Source organism: Thiothrix sp., from assembly GCF_028714775.1.
Taxonomy (GTDB): Bacteria; Pseudomonadota; Gammaproteobacteria; order Thiotrichales; family Thiotrichaceae; genus Thiothrix.
The window spans coordinates 41,289-56,935 of the sequence record NZ_JAQTLS010000012.1; the positions used below are offsets into that span (position 1 = coordinate 41,289).

General features: G+C 54.4%; 10 protein-coding genes. 8 read left to right on the plus strand and 2 right to left on the minus strand.

The window, feature by feature from the left end; translation table 11 throughout:
• Window positions 1-2: 2 nt before the first annotated feature.
• The gene (locus tag PHE17_RS12605; protein ID WP_301016218.1) at window positions 3-1,496 is read right to left on the minus strand and encodes a hypothetical protein; all 1,494 of its coding nucleotides are present in this window, start codon (window positions 1,494-1,496) and stop codon (window positions 3-5) included.
• A gap of 104 nt (window positions 1,497-1,600) precedes the next feature.
• On the opposite strand from PHE17_RS12605, the gene PHE17_RS12610 reads away from it, so the two are divergent.
• The 4 genes from PHE17_RS12610 (at window position 1,601) to PHE17_RS12625 (ending at window position 11,815) form a co-directional block, all read left to right on the plus strand.
• On the plus strand, window positions 1,601-3,196 hold the full coding sequence (locus tag PHE17_RS12610; protein ID WP_301016219.1) for a hypothetical protein: 1,596 nt from the start codon (window positions 1,601-1,603) through the stop codon (window positions 3,194-3,196).
• Window positions 3,197-3,315: 119 nt separating this feature from the next.
• Window positions 3,316-8,781 (plus strand): CHAT domain-containing protein, encoded by a 5,466-nt coding sequence (locus PHE17_RS12615; protein ID WP_301016220.1) that lies wholly within the window; start codon window positions 3,316-3,318, stop codon window positions 8,779-8,781.
• Window positions 8,782-8,865: 84 nt separating this feature from the next.
• Window positions 8,866-11,169, plus strand: coding sequence for a tetratricopeptide repeat protein (locus PHE17_RS12620; protein ID WP_301016221.1), 2,304 nt, complete (start codon window positions 8,866-8,868; stop codon window positions 11,167-11,169).
• 85 nt (window positions 11,170-11,254) lie between these two features.
• Window positions 11,255-11,815, plus strand: a complete 561-nt coding sequence (locus tag PHE17_RS12625; protein WP_301016222.1) for a Uma2 family endonuclease — start codon at window positions 11,255-11,257, stop codon at window positions 11,813-11,815.
• Window positions 11,816-11,845: 30 nt separating this feature from the next.
• On the opposite strand, the gene PHE17_RS12630 is transcribed toward PHE17_RS12625, so the two are convergent.
• Complete coding sequence (locus PHE17_RS12630; RefSeq protein ID WP_301016223.1) at window positions 11,846-12,160, minus strand: BolA/IbaG family iron-sulfur metabolism protein; 315 nt, start codon at window positions 12,158-12,160, stop codon at window positions 11,846-11,848.
• Window positions 12,161-12,261: 101 nt separating this feature from the next.
• Here PHE17_RS12630 and PHE17_RS12635 point away from each other — a divergent pair, with 101 nt between their 5' ends.
• The 4 genes from PHE17_RS12635 to PHE17_RS12650 are packed head-to-tail and all read left to right on the plus strand — an operon-like array spanning window position 12,262 to window position 15,647.
• Window positions 12,262-13,233, plus strand: a complete 972-nt coding sequence (locus tag PHE17_RS12635) for a MoxR family ATPase (RefSeq protein ID WP_301016224.1) — start codon at window positions 12,262-12,264, stop codon at window positions 13,231-13,233.
• Entirely contained in the window at window positions 13,233-14,198 is a 966-nt protein-coding gene (locus PHE17_RS12640) for a DUF58 domain-containing protein (RefSeq protein ID WP_301016225.1), read from the plus strand. The genes PHE17_RS12635 and PHE17_RS12640 overlap by 1 nt, the downstream gene beginning before the upstream one ends.
• Window positions 14,195-14,671 carry a DUF4381 domain-containing protein gene (locus PHE17_RS12645; protein ID WP_301016226.1) on the plus strand — a complete coding sequence of 159 codons (477 nt, stop codon included), beginning with the start codon at window positions 14,195-14,197 and terminating at the stop codon, window positions 14,669-14,671. Before PHE17_RS12640 ends, PHE17_RS12645 begins: the two co-directional genes overlap by 4 nt.
• Window positions 14,664-15,647 (plus strand): VWA domain-containing protein, encoded by a 984-nt coding sequence (locus PHE17_RS12650; RefSeq protein WP_301016227.1) that lies wholly within the window; start codon window positions 14,664-14,666, stop codon window positions 15,645-15,647. The genes PHE17_RS12645 and PHE17_RS12650 overlap by 8 nt, the downstream gene beginning before the upstream one ends.

Below are 15,647 nucleotides of genomic sequence, written 5' to 3' on the forward strand. Positions count from 1 at the left end.
CTTTACTTCGCGCGTAATACGTCTTCGTGGAACAACTGGCCTACAGCCTCCAAGGCGATCAGTTCATCAGCATCGCCTTGGATGGTTGTCACCATGTGTGGTGGCACGAATGCCCCATCGCCTTGTGCTTTTGGTGCAACAATCTGGTGGGCTGATTGCAATTCCGGCACGATGGCTGCGCGGAGTTCCTCATAAGAGGCGTAATTGCGCCGTACTTTCGCTACCAGCGTGTCAAACAGCATGACCAACGGTGGCGGTGGTGGGTTAGTGCGGCTGAAACCCATCGAATGGAAAATGCCGGGTTTAAGCCACAACAGCAATTCTGCCTGCGCGTTGGAAACATCCCACGTTTCATGCCCTTGGCGGGGGATGGCGGTTTTGACGAAATGCTCGATCATGTCGGCAGTATCCCACGGGCGGAACACTAACCCACCACCTGCCAGCGGCCTACCGGGTAGCCGGTCTTTCAAAGGTTTAAGCCAATCCGGGGCGGGTTCCATATCCACTAAGCGGTTTTGCTCGGCATTCTGCATGTAGCCATCTGTGCCATTACCGTAGTAGTCCTGATGTTTGCCATTGAGCCAGAAATCGCTGCCCTCATTTAGCATGGCTTGCACTTTAGGCCATTTGTCCGCACCGAATAGGGCAGTGACGGATGCTTTATTCAGCGGGGCATTTAACCCAAGGTTCAGCGATAAGTGCATCCCCGCTTCGGAGCAATAGACCTGTTCGGCTTGGCTGTGCAATTCCGCCAAGGCACTGGCGCTACCCAGCACCGCATCCATTACATAGCCCCCGAATTCAATGACCTTGGCGTAAGTGTTGGTCATCAGGTTGTCATTGCCATTGTAGTCGGGCGGGAACTTGGTCACTTTCTGTAATAGCATTGCCCACGTGCGGATATTGTTGATGTAAGCCCGTTGTTCCGCAGGGGTAATGTCACCGAGGAATTTTACCCGCCACAGCAGGGAAGGGTAGTCTTTGGGGTTAACGTGTCCCGCCGAGTGTTGGTTGGAATAACTGCGTGGGCTGTCGGTTGCCACCATGCCATCTGCCACCCCGATGTAATTGCGGATATGGGTAATGCTGAACTTGAGCATTTCCATGCCTTTTTCTTCATCATGGAACACTTCTTTAACAATTTTGCGGTTGCCCGGATTGTGATGGGAAGAACCGATGTACCACTCGCCCGGTTGGATGAAACGTAACAGGTCACGTTGTTTAGTTTTCCACACATTTTGGTAAGCGATCAGGCGTAATTCCTTGTCGCTGTGAATATGGGTTGGTACTTCCTGCCATTTGCCCCCGACTTCAATCAGTTTGGTCAGCAGCGAACGGTTGTTGGTAAGGCTAGGGTCTTTCCACAATTGCTGGGCAGCAGTCGGATTAATGTCATATGCCGAAGCGGGTAAAGGCCGGTCGTAGCGGAGTTGGGGATTTTGCGCGTAGTAGGTATTAGCCTGCGCCAAGGTCATTTCTGCAAGTCGTAAAGCCATCGGATGCATCCTTTTTTACTCGTTATCGTAACCATTGCTATAGACTCTCTGGGAGAATTCCGCCAGTCTTTATACAATATTCCGACCAATGCGAGGACTCACCGATGGCTACTTTCGATTCACAGAAAATCGACGCTTTTTTGCGGGCATTGCATGGCAACCCCGCCGATGTTATGCAACAAGTTCCTACCAAGTACGATGCTGCGGGTAATGAAATTGCGGTTGCCAGCCCCGCGAATGCCGAAGATGCAACGACCAGTAATTGGAATCAAGGGCGTGACCAATTACGCAGCAAGGTCATTGGAAAAGAGGCTAGTACCCGCGCCGCTTACGCCAGCAATGACAATCCGCGTAATCTGGTTGATTCCTTTGTGCATGAAACCCTGCCCGCGATTGAAGCTGCGGGGTTGAAAGCGGCGCGTCTCGAAACCCATCCGTGGAGCGGCGATTACTGGGCAACCTCCAGCGGCGGATTGGCTAACCGTTACGCAGGTTGTATGCCGGGCGGTTGGAAAGAAGGGTTTGACTACATCCGCAACCATCCCTCCAAAGTTATCCTTAAAAGCGGTAGCGAAGTGTGGGTGAATGAGCTATCCCCAGCAGAAAAATACGACGCGCTGGTGGGGGATGCCAACGAAACCCTAACCCGCGCTTCGTGGCTGGATGGTAAAGCCTATTTCGACAAACGCGGCGAAGTTCCCGGCTGGTTTGGGATTTGCCACGGCTGGTCACCTGCCTCGTTCATGCTGCCGCGACCACTAAAAAGCGTGAAGGTGCTGACGCCGGATAATATTACACTCACGTTCTTCCCCTGCGAAATCAAGGCGCTGGGTTCCTTATTGTGGGCGAAATCTAACCCTAAAACCCGTTTCATCGGCGGGCGCTGTAATACCGAAAAGCCGGAGTTTGACCCTGCCACGGGGCGGGTTGTCACCTTGATGAACCCGTTCGTTGCCGCTGATTATCCGACTGACCAGCCGCCTGATCCAACCCAACCAGCACCCGGCACGGTTGATGTTTCGCTAGGGACTGAGACGTGGGATGAAACGACGGGTGCGCCCGGTGCGCGGGAAGGCGGGCGTCCCACCGCTGCGGATTGCGCCGATTCCAATCCGGGTTCTTGGCATTTGGCGGTCGTGAACCAGATTGGCGTTTCTAAGCGCAGCATGGTGTTGGATGCCAGTTTTGACTATCAGGTTTGGAACCAGCCGCTGTTGGGTTACAAATACACCTATTTTAACCCGCAGACTTTCAAGCAAAGCGATGTGCTAGCGGAAGCTACGGTGTCCCGTGCAGCATTCAGCAGTGACATTTTTAAGAAATACCGCAGCCCTAAAGCCGCCACTTTTGTTGGTATTGTGATGCGCGTTACGTATATGGGTGAAAACGGTAACGAGCAGGTGCATGAGGATTCCAGTACGAATGATGCGGTAATTGACGTGGACTATTATTACGATCTGGAATTGGATGCCAGCGGTAAGATTATTGGGGGCGAATGGTATACCAATTCACACCCGGATTTTCTTTGGACACCGCCGAAAGGTTCACGTGCTGTCAGCCGTTACGAGAATTTGGCAACGGGTGCGTGGCAAACCGGAAAAGCTATTCCGGCAAGTTGGCGTGCCGCTGCTGCCAAGGCGTCTGCTGATATGACACCACTGGCGGCAATCGTTGAACAATTGTTTAAGCTGTCCCAGTAAGACAGAGGGCTGGTACGCACGCTCCGGCTGCGTATCAGCCTATTTTATCAGGCACACACTGCACTTTGCGGGCTTTTGTACTACAACACTAGCTAATCTAAAAAAATGCCGAGGGTTTCATGGACGCGATTAAAGTCACAGGTAAATTGTTAACAGGGAATACGGGTCTTCCGTTGTTGGACAATAAATTTGCGGACATCCTGACTGTCAGCTATGCCCAAGAAGTACAAATTGGGCTAACGCGGGGAGGGGATAATGAAACCATTGAATTGGCAGGGGCGACCGACGATACCGTCCTAGAATTGGAGTTTGAGGGCGGTTACAAACGTTGGGTACGCGCAGGCGACCTGAAAGCCCAAACTGTCCGTAGCCAAAGCCGTTCTGCCACCGACTCCGACGCGCCGATTGATGCCAGCAGTTTCGACATTGCCCGTAACCGGGGTGCTGTGGGGCTGATGCTAAAATTTTTGCGTGTCCTGAATATCGACCCGGTAGGGGTAGCCAGCAATGCCATTGCCGACAAAATAGTCGAGCAATTGGAAACCAAGCGCATCCTTAACCCCGGCGTATACCGTTGTGCCGATACGAATGCCTTGCCGGATTGCACTTCGGCGCAGGCCAAGCCCATTGCCAGCACTGAGGAAATGCAGATTGACACCAGTAAGCCGGTGTTACTGTTCCTACATGGCACGTTTTCCAGCACCCAAGGCAGTTTCCGTGACTTGTGGGAATCCCGCCAAGGCTACAATGCCAGTGCTTGGCTACAGCGCCTGTTTGCGCCTTACAATGGGCAGGTATTTACCCTCGAACACCGCACCCTGACGGTCAGCCCGACACACAATGCCTTGCAGGTGTTGCGTTTGCTGCCGCCCAATACCCGTTTGCACATCATCAGCCATTCACGCGGTGGTTTGGTCGGGGAGCTGTTGTGCCAAGGTAAATTGCAACGCAGTACCCGTGAGTCCGGTGGTAAGTTTCAAGACAGTGACAACATCTTCGCTGTGGATGAATTAAAGGCATTCGCTACGGCTGAACGCCAAACCGAACGGGAGGAGTTGCAGGAAATTGAAAACCTGCTCCAAGACAAGCAGATCGTGGTTGAACGGTTTGTGCGGGTTGCTTGCCCAGCTCGTGGGACGGTGTTGGCCTCGGCACGGATTGAGGATGGCTTGTCGATCCTATTCAATGTGCTGAACCTGATTCCCGTCCCCTATCTGCGTGAAATTGCCGAATTTGTGCGCCTCGTGCTGATGGCTGTCCTAGCCAAACGTGCCCAACCGGAAGCCTTGCCGGGGTTGGAAGCGATGTCGCCATCCTCCCCGCTGATCCGCTTGCTGAATCGCCCGGATGTACAGCTTGCCTCCAACCTAACAGTCATTGCCGGTAATGTGAAGGCATCGACCTTGTTGGGGTATTTCAAAGAGTGGACGACAGAATGCTTCTTCGGGGAAGAAAACGACTATGTGGTCAACACCGCGAGCATGTACGGCGGGGGAACGCGCACTGATGGGGCGTATTTTTACCCAGACCAACGCGATGAAAGCAGCCACTTTGCTTACTTCCGCAACGATCAGGTGTTGGAGCTGCTGATCAATGCCTTGCGCCTACACCCAGATACGGATTCGCGCCTGTTACCGTTGGTGGGAAAGGTGGGGACAAAGCCAACCCGTTCTGCGCAAACGGTGACTGTGCGGGCGGGGGATAAAGTCAGTACGGTTTATTTCATCCCCGGTTTCATGGGTTCCAACCTGTTGGTGAATGACAGCCCGGTGTGGCTGGACATGGGGGCTTTAGCGTGGGGGGATTTCTCTTCCCTAAAAGCCGAACAGGCCGGGGTTAAGCCGGGAGCGGTGCTGGAAAATGCTTACCGCCCCTTGTTGACGGCGTTGGAACGCAATTATCAAGTAGAAACCTTCCCTTACGACTGGCGGCGTTCGCTGCTGGATGCTGGGCGGCGCTTGGGTGAAACACTGGAACGCGCGTTGGATCAGGCCAAAGGGAAAGGGCGTAAACTAACTTTACGGATTTTGGCGCATTCCACGGGTGGCTTGGTGCTGAAAAGCATGATGAGCGAAACACCGGGGGTGTGGAAACGCTTGCAAGATGAGGCCGATTGCCGTTGCGTGTTGCTGGGTACGGCCTTGCAAGGCACGTATGCAGCCGCGCAAATTTTGCTGGGGCAACACCGCCTGACCCGCTTGCTGGTGTTGAGTGGTGGTGGGCAAGAGCAACAACAGGATTTATTGCTGAAGCAGTTCGCCGAATACCCCGGTTTGCTGGAACAATTACCCAGCGCTTGGCTGGAGGAAACGGCTTGGCGCATCCCCATTGAAACACAGGGGGGCGGTTTCAATGAGTGGCCTGCCAGCCGTTTGTTGGTCGATGCCAAACGGGTGCGCGACCAATTGGATGCGGTACGGCTTGACCCCCAACGGGTGCTGTATGTCCATGGTGTTGCTACCTTGACACCTTCCGCGTTGGTTGATGATCACGGCAATTGGCGTTTCCGTGCGGTCGGGGAAGGCGATGGTGTCACCTTGTGGAATACCAGCCTTGATGCCCGCGATGCCAAAGTGCAACAGTGGTTTATGCCGGTTGAACACGGGCGTATGGCGAGCCACCCCGATTACATCCCAGCTCTGTTGCGTTTGCTGATGGATGGTTCCGCCCAGCAATTGGATCGGGTTCCCCCGCGTACCAGCAATATTCCTGAGCAGTGGTTGCCGTTGCTGCGCTTGGAATTGTTCCCTGATGAAACGGAAATCCAAGCCGCTGCACTGGGCTACCACACCAGCATTACGCAGGAAGAGTTGCGTCCGCAGGTGGAAGTCAAGGTGACACACGGCGATTTGGAATACGCCGTAAATCCGGTGATGGTGGGGCATTACGAGGGCGATTCCATCCTGCGTACCGAGCAGGTATTGGACAAATGCCTGAACGGGCGGCTGACCGAATTGCTGCGTTTGGGGAAGTATCCCGGCGGCTTGAAAACCTCGACAGTGCTGTTCAATACTAAGGGTAAACGTCCCGCTGGGGCGGTCATTGTGGGTTTGGGCGATGTCGGCAAGCTGAGTTCCGGTGAGTTGGTGTCAACATTCTCGGCAGCGCTGATTGATTACGCGCTGGCAGTGCGGGCAGCACGTTCGCCTGCGGATAAGGGTGATTACGTCCGTGTGCCGGTTTCTACTTTACTGGTAGGTTCTGTTGGCGGTGGCGGCATTGATTTGGCGGATTCCATCACCTCCATCCTCCGGGCGGTGGGGCAGGCCAATCTCGTGTTGGGCAAGACTGAACGTAGTACGCCGATGCGCATCGACAGTGTGGAATTCATCGAGGTGTACGAAGACCGGGCGGTGGAAGCGGCACGTTTGGTGCGCACGATCGTCGATTACCCCGAGTTCCGCCAAGAGTTCACCGGCAGGAGCTTGATGGGAACCTTGCCGGGCAGCCGCAGCCGCGTTATGTACCGCGAGCCAACCGGCTGGTGGCGGCGTTTGCAGATTGAGGAACACGGAGATGGGCTGAAATATACCGCGCTCACCGACCGGGCGCGGGCAGAGTTGGTGTTGCAATCGACCCAACGCAAGCTGGTTGACCAGTTTATTGAAAAGGCCGTGTCTTCCAGTGAATCGGATGAAGAGCTGGGCAATATCCTGTTTGAATTGTTACTGCCGAGTGAAATGAAGGAGCAAGCCCCCAACACGGAAAATATGGTGCTGGTGTTGGATGAGGCCGCATCTTCCTACCCGTGGGAATTGCTGTATGACCGGCGCAATTTTGAATCCCAACCGCTTTCGGTGCGTTCAGGGGTGTTGCGGCAATTAATGGTGGGGCAATTTACCCGCGCCAAACGCAGCGTGCTGGAACGTTCGGCCTTGGTGGTCGGCGACCCACCTGCGAATGACGACCCGCGTTTCCCGCGCTTGGATGCTGCCAACAAGGAAGCCGAAGCCGTCTATGACTTGCTGAAACGCAAGGGTTTTAGCCGCGTTACCAAGGAAATTGGCACGGATGCGCAAGCAGTCCTCAAATCATTGTTGACTGCCGATTACCGCGTGCTGCACTTGGCGGGGCATGGGGTGTACCGCTTCCAACCTGACTCCGACAAAAACAAAGACCAATTCATCACCGGCATGGTCTTGGGGAATGGCATTTACCTGACGGCGGTTGAAATTGGGCAGATGAGTACTGTTCCTGATTTCGTGTTCGTCAACTGCTGTCATTTGGCGCACATGGACGCAGAGCAACAGCAAGGCGAAACGGCTAGCAATGCAACAAGCGCTTCCACCGACGATATTGCGCTTGCCAACCGTAGCCGTTTGGCTGCCAGTTTTGCCCAAGAACTGATTAAAGTGGGTGTCCGTGCCATTATTGCGGCAGGTTGGGCGATCAATGATGATGCCGCCAATGTCTTTTCCTTGGCGTGTTACGACGCCTTGTTGCAAGGCTATCCCTTCGGCAAAGCTGTGCTGCTGGCGCGGCGGGCAACGTGGCAGAAATACCCCAGCTCGAATACGTGGGGGGCGTACCAGTGTTACGGCGACCCGGAATACCGCTTGCTGACCAGCCGCAAACCGGAAGGTGAAAAAGAGGGTGAGGAGGCCGACCCGTGGCATTTCGTGGCGGAAGTCGAGGTTGTTACCGAACTGAACAACCTGATCAACTCGGCAGACACCTCGCAGGCGGATGAATACCCGGAATTGCAGACCACCCTGAAAAAATTGCACGCCGTCATTCCGCTGGAATGGCTGGGTCATGTACCCGTCCTATACGCACTGGGGCGTGCTTACGGTAAGCTGGAAATGTACGCCGAAGCCATTGCCGCCTACCAAACGGCGTTGAATGCAGCGGGGGCGGATTACCCCCTGACTATGCTGGAAGATAAGGCCAGTTTCCAAACTGCGTGGGCATTGGCTTGTACCTTGGGGAAATCTTCCCCACCCGATGGCACGACACTGGAAGCATTCAAAGCGCAGATGCTGAAAGACAGTGAGGCTACCCTGACAACCATGATGAAGGGTTTGGGGGAAAGCCTCACCCGCATGGAAGAGTTGGGCAAGTTTTACAAACGCAAGGCGATCATGTCGGGTGGGGAAGAGCGCACCCAAGCCTTGCAGTCGATGGAAGATGCTTACCGCAAAGCCTATGAGTTTGCCTTGAAAGAGGCCAAAGCCGATGCGGGTTATCCGCTCATCAATTGGCTGACCACACGGGTAGTCCGCGCCCTTTGCGGGCATACACCAGCGCTTGACCTGACGGAACTCAATCCCAAGCTGACACAGGCAAGGCAATTGGTGACAAAGGCAGAGGAGACTGAGCCAACGTTCCTCACGGGCATCACCAAGGCCGAACTTGCGTTGCTGAACTACCTGCGCAGTGCACGGCTGGACGAAATGTCGCAAATCCAGCGCATCACCGAGATGTACAGCACCGCTGTCGGGCGTGGGGCAGCACCGCGTAAGGTGCGCTATATGTCAGAGCATGTGGTATTCCTACGCACGATGCTGAGCGATTGCGAAGTGGCAACGGACAAGGGCATTGTCGTGGCGAATTTGCAGGAGATTGAGCGTAAGCTGCCTGCCTAAACCGAAAAGGGGGATATTTCCCCCTTGTTGTTCGGGTGATATTTCAGCTATAAAGGCAAGCACTTACCCCATGTTGTTATTGCCATGAATGAGCTTGCTGCAACCATTGATCCTGCATCTGTCCGGCACACCTTGCTGAACTTTCACCCGTTGGTGCGTAACGGGCAGGTCGGTGCGTGGCTGGAGGATAGCGCTTGCCGTCCGTTGGTGTTACGTGGCGAGTTGGGCAGTGGGCGCAGGTATTTGCTGGAAGCGGCTTGTCATGACCATACGCTGGATGCCAAACCGTTTATTATTGCCGCGCTGGATTGGGCGGAAATCCTTGGCGCGGAAAACCCCCAAACGTATTTTCAAACGTTGCTGCAACAAACCTTACCCGACAATAGCGAAGGGCGGGTGCAATGGTCACAGTTGGCGGTGGAAATTGCCGATACCATGAAACAGCAAGAGAGCGTGGCGGTAATGTTGTTGGGGGCGGTGTTGAAATTCGCGGTTGATCAGAGGCTGCATACCCGCATTATCACCCGCATCCGTGAACAAAAATCCCGTCTGAATCCTGAGCGTTGGCAAAGCGCGTTCCGTATCTTATTGGAAGAGTTGGGTGCAGAACACCATTTGGTGCTGTTGTTGTGCAATGTTGACCATTTTCCGCAACAGGGCAGCCTATCACGCACCGAAAAGACCAATACCCTTTGGCATTATTACGATACTTGCGCCTTGCTGGACAAAGAATATTGGCAGCAAACCGCCGAAGAGCGGCAGCATGGGCGGGTGTTGTTTGCTTGCACAGTGCTTCCAGATACGCCGCCCAGCGCGTTGGATGCTATTGCTGGCGATAATCCACAAGAAATTGCAGTTACCCCGATCAACGAAAAGGAATTGAAAGACCTGATCGACCATCGGTTTAATCCTAACCGATTTGGTCGGATGAAAAACTGGCTGGGTGGTCATGCCTTGAATCGTGATTTTGCACGATTGTTGTACGATTATGCGCGGTTGGAAAGTGATGGAAAGGTTTGCTATCCGTCATTGCTGGCGGAAACTTGTGCCGAGTTGTTGCACAAAGGCATTTTGCTTGAGGGCAAGGGTGGGTGGCAGCTTGCGCCGCAAACCAAATCTGCCACGTTGGAAGGCATTTTGGGTCAGCCATTGCGGGAAACTTATCACGCGCTGTTACAAGCTATCCCGTCAGCGGAACGGGAGGCGGTAGATAAATTCATGCGTTGGGCGGGGATGATGAACCCGTTGATCCCGTGGGATTTGTTGCTGCAATACTTCCGCGAGGTGGAAAAGGCCGATACTGTACGGTTGGAAGCGACGCTACGCCAGCACTATTTTGATGTCAATGGTTTGCTCGAATGGGTAACGGATGACGTACCGCATACCCCGGAAAATAATGCCGTTACCTTCGCCCGTTACGTCAACCCGCTGCTGGCAGCATCTTTACGTCCGGTGCAAACCCGCGCCCAATGGGCAAAAGAACTGCTGAAAAAGTTGCGCCACTACCACGAACCTGACCGCAGTACCGCGCAACTGTTCTTGCACTTGGCAGCACAGGCAGATAAGGGCGACTACGATTCCATGCGCTCTGAACTCGGTTGGTGGTTGGACGAACAATACGCCAGCGTCTACGAAGCGATGCTCCACACGCAATTGCAGATGGGGCTGGTCAAAACAGGAGATTTAGTCAATCTGCTCGTGCGTAACCAAAACTGGTCGATGCACCGCCGCCGAGCTGTCCTTAATGCCTGTAAACAGCGTTACACCCAACAGGGCAAGATTCCCTCGCAAACTGAAGCCGCTGATTATTGGGGCTTGCTTGGATCGTTAGAGAGAGATGCAGCAAATTACCGCATGGCTTTATTGGCACTCCAACAACAACTTAAAGTTCAGCAAATCTTGTTTCCACCAGAGTCCAAAGAAATTGCCACTACATTGAACAACCTTGCGGAGTTGTACCGCGCTCAGGGCGACACTGTGCAAGCCCTGCCGCTGTACGAGCGTTCGCTGGTGATTTGGGAAAAGGTGCTGGGAGCGGAACACCCCGATGTGGCAACGAGTCTGAACAATCTTGCGTTGCTGTACAGTGATCAGGGCGACACTGCGCAAGCCCTGCCGCTGTTTGAGCGTTCGCTGGCGATTTGGGAAAAGGTGCTGGGAGCGGAACACCCTGATGTGGCATCGAGTCTGAACAACCTTGCAACGTTGTACTACGATCAGGGCGACACTGCGCAAGCCCTGCCGCTGTACGAGCGTGCTATCAGGATTGCCGAGAAAAAGTTAGGGGATCAGCATCCCCGTACACAGCTTTACCGGAAAAATTACAGGCTATGCCAGGAGAAATGGGAGCAGGCTAATGCCGCACCATCATCACCAGAATCCGAGTGATTTTGTTGGATGCGCTGATGTGGAAAGCATCCTTGTCGAAGCTTGGTGATATACTTCAACCATCACTCACAGCTAGGAAACCGCCGTGGAAGCAGCCAAACTTAAGACCGTAGATGATTTGCTCATCACCCAAGGCGAGCGCGTCGAGTTGATCAGTGGTGAGGTGGTCAAACGCCCAATGGCGCGTTCCGAACACGCTTTGGTGCAAGCGGGGCTGTCGGATGAAGTGTCGCCCTTCAAGCGTAAGGGCGGCATCGGCGGCTGGTGGATTATGACCGAAATCAGTGTGCGTTACAGCGAAAACCATTGCCCCACCCACGATCTCGCGGGTTGGCGTAAAGAACGCTTGCCTGCCCGCCCATCAGGGATCATGGAGCTGCTGCCAGACTGGGTGTGTGAAATCACCTCACCGGGGCATGAGCGCAAAGACTTGTTCACCCATTTCATGGCGTTGCAGCGTTACGGAGTACCGTTTTACTGGGTCATTTCGCCAGAAGACAAAACCCTGATTGCCTACCAATTAGTGGGGGAACATTACCACGTTGTTTTTTCGATGGAATGCACCAGCCTAGAGCAGGCTAACGCGGTACGGATTCCCCCCTTTGAGGAAAGTGGTATCAACCTTGGCTATGTGTTTTTTGGCTAACCCCTAACAAGGGGAAGCCGGGAGGGGGCTTCAGTCTTTCCCTCCGCCCATGCACTGCGGCGACTCCGCGACTTTGCCTTCCCGTACTGCATACTCCTCTGGCGTCAGGGTGTGCAGCGCCAGCGCGTGGATTTTGCCATTCAATTCCTCTGCCAAAATGCCATTAATCTGCCGATGGCGTGCAATCAGCCTTTTCCCATTGAACTGGTTACTGACAATAGTAACCTTGAAGTGTGATTCGGAGCCGGGCGGCACATTGTGTGTGTGACTTTCGTTGATGACCTCAAGGAAGTCGGGCTGCATGGCTTGCTGGATTTTGAATGTGATTTGTGTCTGGATATTCATAGATTCAATTTTATGGGTAGCTGGATTAACGATGATTAACTTGAAACGACGGGAATAGGGCGCGTATATTTCGCCCTACATCCACATAACGACTAGCCAACATGAACCAAAAAGAAAACTTTGACAAGTTGTCCCAGTATTTGCAGAGCAAAATAATCGGTCAAAAATCACTCATCAACCGCTTGATGATTGCCTTGCTGGCAGATGGGCATCTGTTGGTGGAAGGTGCGCCGGGTCTGGCGAAAACCCGTGCCATCCAGATGCTGGGGCAGGGGATCGAAGGTGATTTCCACCGCGTCCAGTTTACCCCCGACTTGCTGCCAGCGGATATTACCGGCACGGAAGTTTTCCACCCCAATGATGGCTCGTTCCATTTCCAGAAAGGCCCGTTATTCCACAACCTGATCCTTGCGGACGAAATCAACCGCGCTCCCGCGAAAGTGCAGTCTGCGTTACTGGAAGCGATGGCGGAACGCCAGATCACCGTAGCGGGGACGACATGGCCCTTGCCCGATCCATTCCTCGTCATGGCAACCCAGAACCCGATTGAGCAGGAAGGTACGTATCACCTGCCAGAAGCACAGCTCGACCGTTTCCTCATGCATGTGGTCGTGGATTATCCGACCCCGGCAGAGGAAAAAGTTATCTTGCACTTGGGGCGCAAGGAAGCCATGCAGCAAGCCAAGCGTGAGAAAGAAGAAGTTACCCCGTTGGTCAGCCAAGAAGATGTGCGCCTAGCTCGGCAAGACGTGCTGAACGTCTACATGGCGGACAAAGTGGAAACCTACCTGTTGCAACTGGTGCTGGCAAGCCGCAACCCGGAACGCTACGGCAAATCGCTGGTTGGTAGCATTGCTTACGGCGCAAGCCCGCGTGCCACGCTCGCGCTCGACCGCTGTTCCCGCGCCCATGCATGGTTGGCAGGGCGTGATTTCGTCACCCCAGAAGACGTGCAAGCCGTTGCCCACGACGTGTTGCGTCACCGCTTGTTGCTGACGTTTGAGGCGGAAGCGGATGGCATGACCCCTAACCACGTCGTTGATGAATTGCTGGCACTGGTGGCAGTACCCTAATGGCAGTCACTGAGCGTAGCCGAAGCCGTTCCCCGAGCGGGGCCGAAGGGAACCGCAACAATGCAGGCGATGGTATTGTTTTCAGTTCCCTGCAATCCCTGCTGAATTTGCAGGGGCAAGTCCGTACCTTGCATCTGGCGAAAAAACACATCCGCGCCCGCCATGCCGGTTTGCACCGTTCCGCCCACAAAGGTCGCGGGATGGATTTTGCCGAATCACGCCCTTACCAGCCCGGCGACGACATCCGCACCATTGACTGGCGGGTGACAGCGCGTAGTGGGCGTGTCCATACCAAAGTTTTCGAGGAAGAGCGCGAAAAGCCAGTCTTGTTGTGGTTGGATTTACGTCCGCCGATGTTTTTCGCTACCCGTGGGCGCTTTAAATCTGTGGTGGTAGCAGAAATTGCTGCATTACTGTTGTGGAAAACGCTCAAAGAAGGCGACCGTATCGGCGGTATCTTGCAAAACGGTGGGCATACAGAACTGAAACCTTCCCGCAGCCGTTCGGCGGCGCTGCATTTCCTGCGCCAGTTGAGTGACATGACTCGGCGTTCCACCAATGAATCCAAAGGTGGTGATTTGCAAGCCAGTTGGACTCGCCTGCGGCGTGTTGCCCAACCCGGTAGTCAAGTGTTCGTGCTCAGCGATTTCCGCCAGTCGACTCCGGCAGCGATGCGCCAGTTGGCAATGATTAGCCGTCATTCGCAATTGACGCTGATTTCCATCCACGACCCGTTTGAAGACCAATTACCGGGACAAGGCAACCTGCGTCTGACGGATGGCAAACGCAAATTATGGGTTAATTTGGGTCTGTCATTGTGGCGTAAGCGTTATGCTGACAAGGCGGCACAAGCGCTCAAAACCTTGCAGGAATTTAGCCGTAGTTACCACATCCCACTGGTGCAAGTTTCTACAGCGGATAGCAGCAACGAACGCTTACTGAAATTGTCGCGGGGGATACGATGAACCCGGCTGACTTGCCGTTACGCGACATCCATTTGCCCGCCCCGGTGGGCTGGTGGCCGCTTGCACCCGGCTGGTGGGTGTTGCTTTGCCTGCTGATTGGGGGCGTGGCATTCCTGTTTTGGTGGTGGAAGAGGAAAAAGCCAACAGTCAATGGGTTGGAATTGGCGCTACGCACACTCGACCAGTTGCAGGGCAAATACGGCAAGAATACCAAGGCGTTGCTACGGGAACTTTCTGTGCTGCTGCGCCGGGTTGCGATCAGCCAATACGGGCGGCAGCAAGTTTCCGGTTTGACCGGGGGGGCGTGGCTGGATTTCCTCGACGAAAAGGCAGGCACGAACTTGTTCAAGGGTAAGTTTGACAGCTTGCTGACCGAATTGCCTTACCGCGCGGAAACGCAGGTGGAAACCGAGGCGCTAACCCAAGCCATCCGCGAGTGGATCAAGCTGCAACGGAGGAATACCCATGTATAACTTCCTCTGGTGGTGGATGTTTTTGTTGTTGCCGCTACCGTGGCTATTGCGCCGTTGGTTGAAACCAGCAGAACTGGAAGCGGGTGTGGCACTGAAAATCCCGTTTCTGGAGGATTTTCAGCAAGGCAACCGCTTGTTGGCGCGTTCATGGCACAGCTTACTGGCCTTGATTCTGGGAATACTCACGTGGGTGATGCTGATAACGGCGGCGGCGCGTCCGGTATGGATCGGCGACACGGTAGCGTTACCGATGGCAGGGCGTGACCTGATGATGGCGGTTGACCTGTCGGGAAGTATGCAGGAGCAAGATTTCATCCTTAACGGGGAGGTTGTCGACCGTTTGGATGCAGTCAAAGCCGTGGCAGGTGAATTCATCCGCAAGCGCACGGGCGACCGTATCGGTTTGGTGTTGTTTGGCGATCAGGCATACCTGCAAACCCCGCTGACTTTCGACCGCCAAACCGTGCTGCAATTACTGAATGAATCCGCGCTGGGTTTGGCAGGTGAACGTACTGCTATCGGCGATGCCATCGGCCTTTCCCTCAAGCGTTTGCAGGATAGCCCGGAAAAAAACCGCGTCTTGATCCTAATGACGGATGGGGCAAATACCGCAGGCAGTGTCAGCCCGCTGGAAGCGGCGGAAATGGCAGCAAGTGCTGGCCTGAAAATCTACACCGTCGGGATTGGTTCGGAAAGTGACGCCATGCGCAGCGTATTCGGTTTCCAGTTGATGAATCCCAACGCTGACTTGGATGAAACCACCCTGAAGGCCATCGCGGAAAAAACAGGTGGCGTTTACTTCCGCGCCCGCGACACGGAAGAATTCCACAAAATCTACGCCGAACTTGACCGTTTGGAACCCGTTGAAAAGGAAGCGGAGCACTGGCGTCCCCAGCAGGAGCTTTTCCGTTGGCCTTTGCTGCTGGCGTTTGTGCTGGCACTGTTAGCGGCGGTATTAAGGATAGACTCGGAGTAA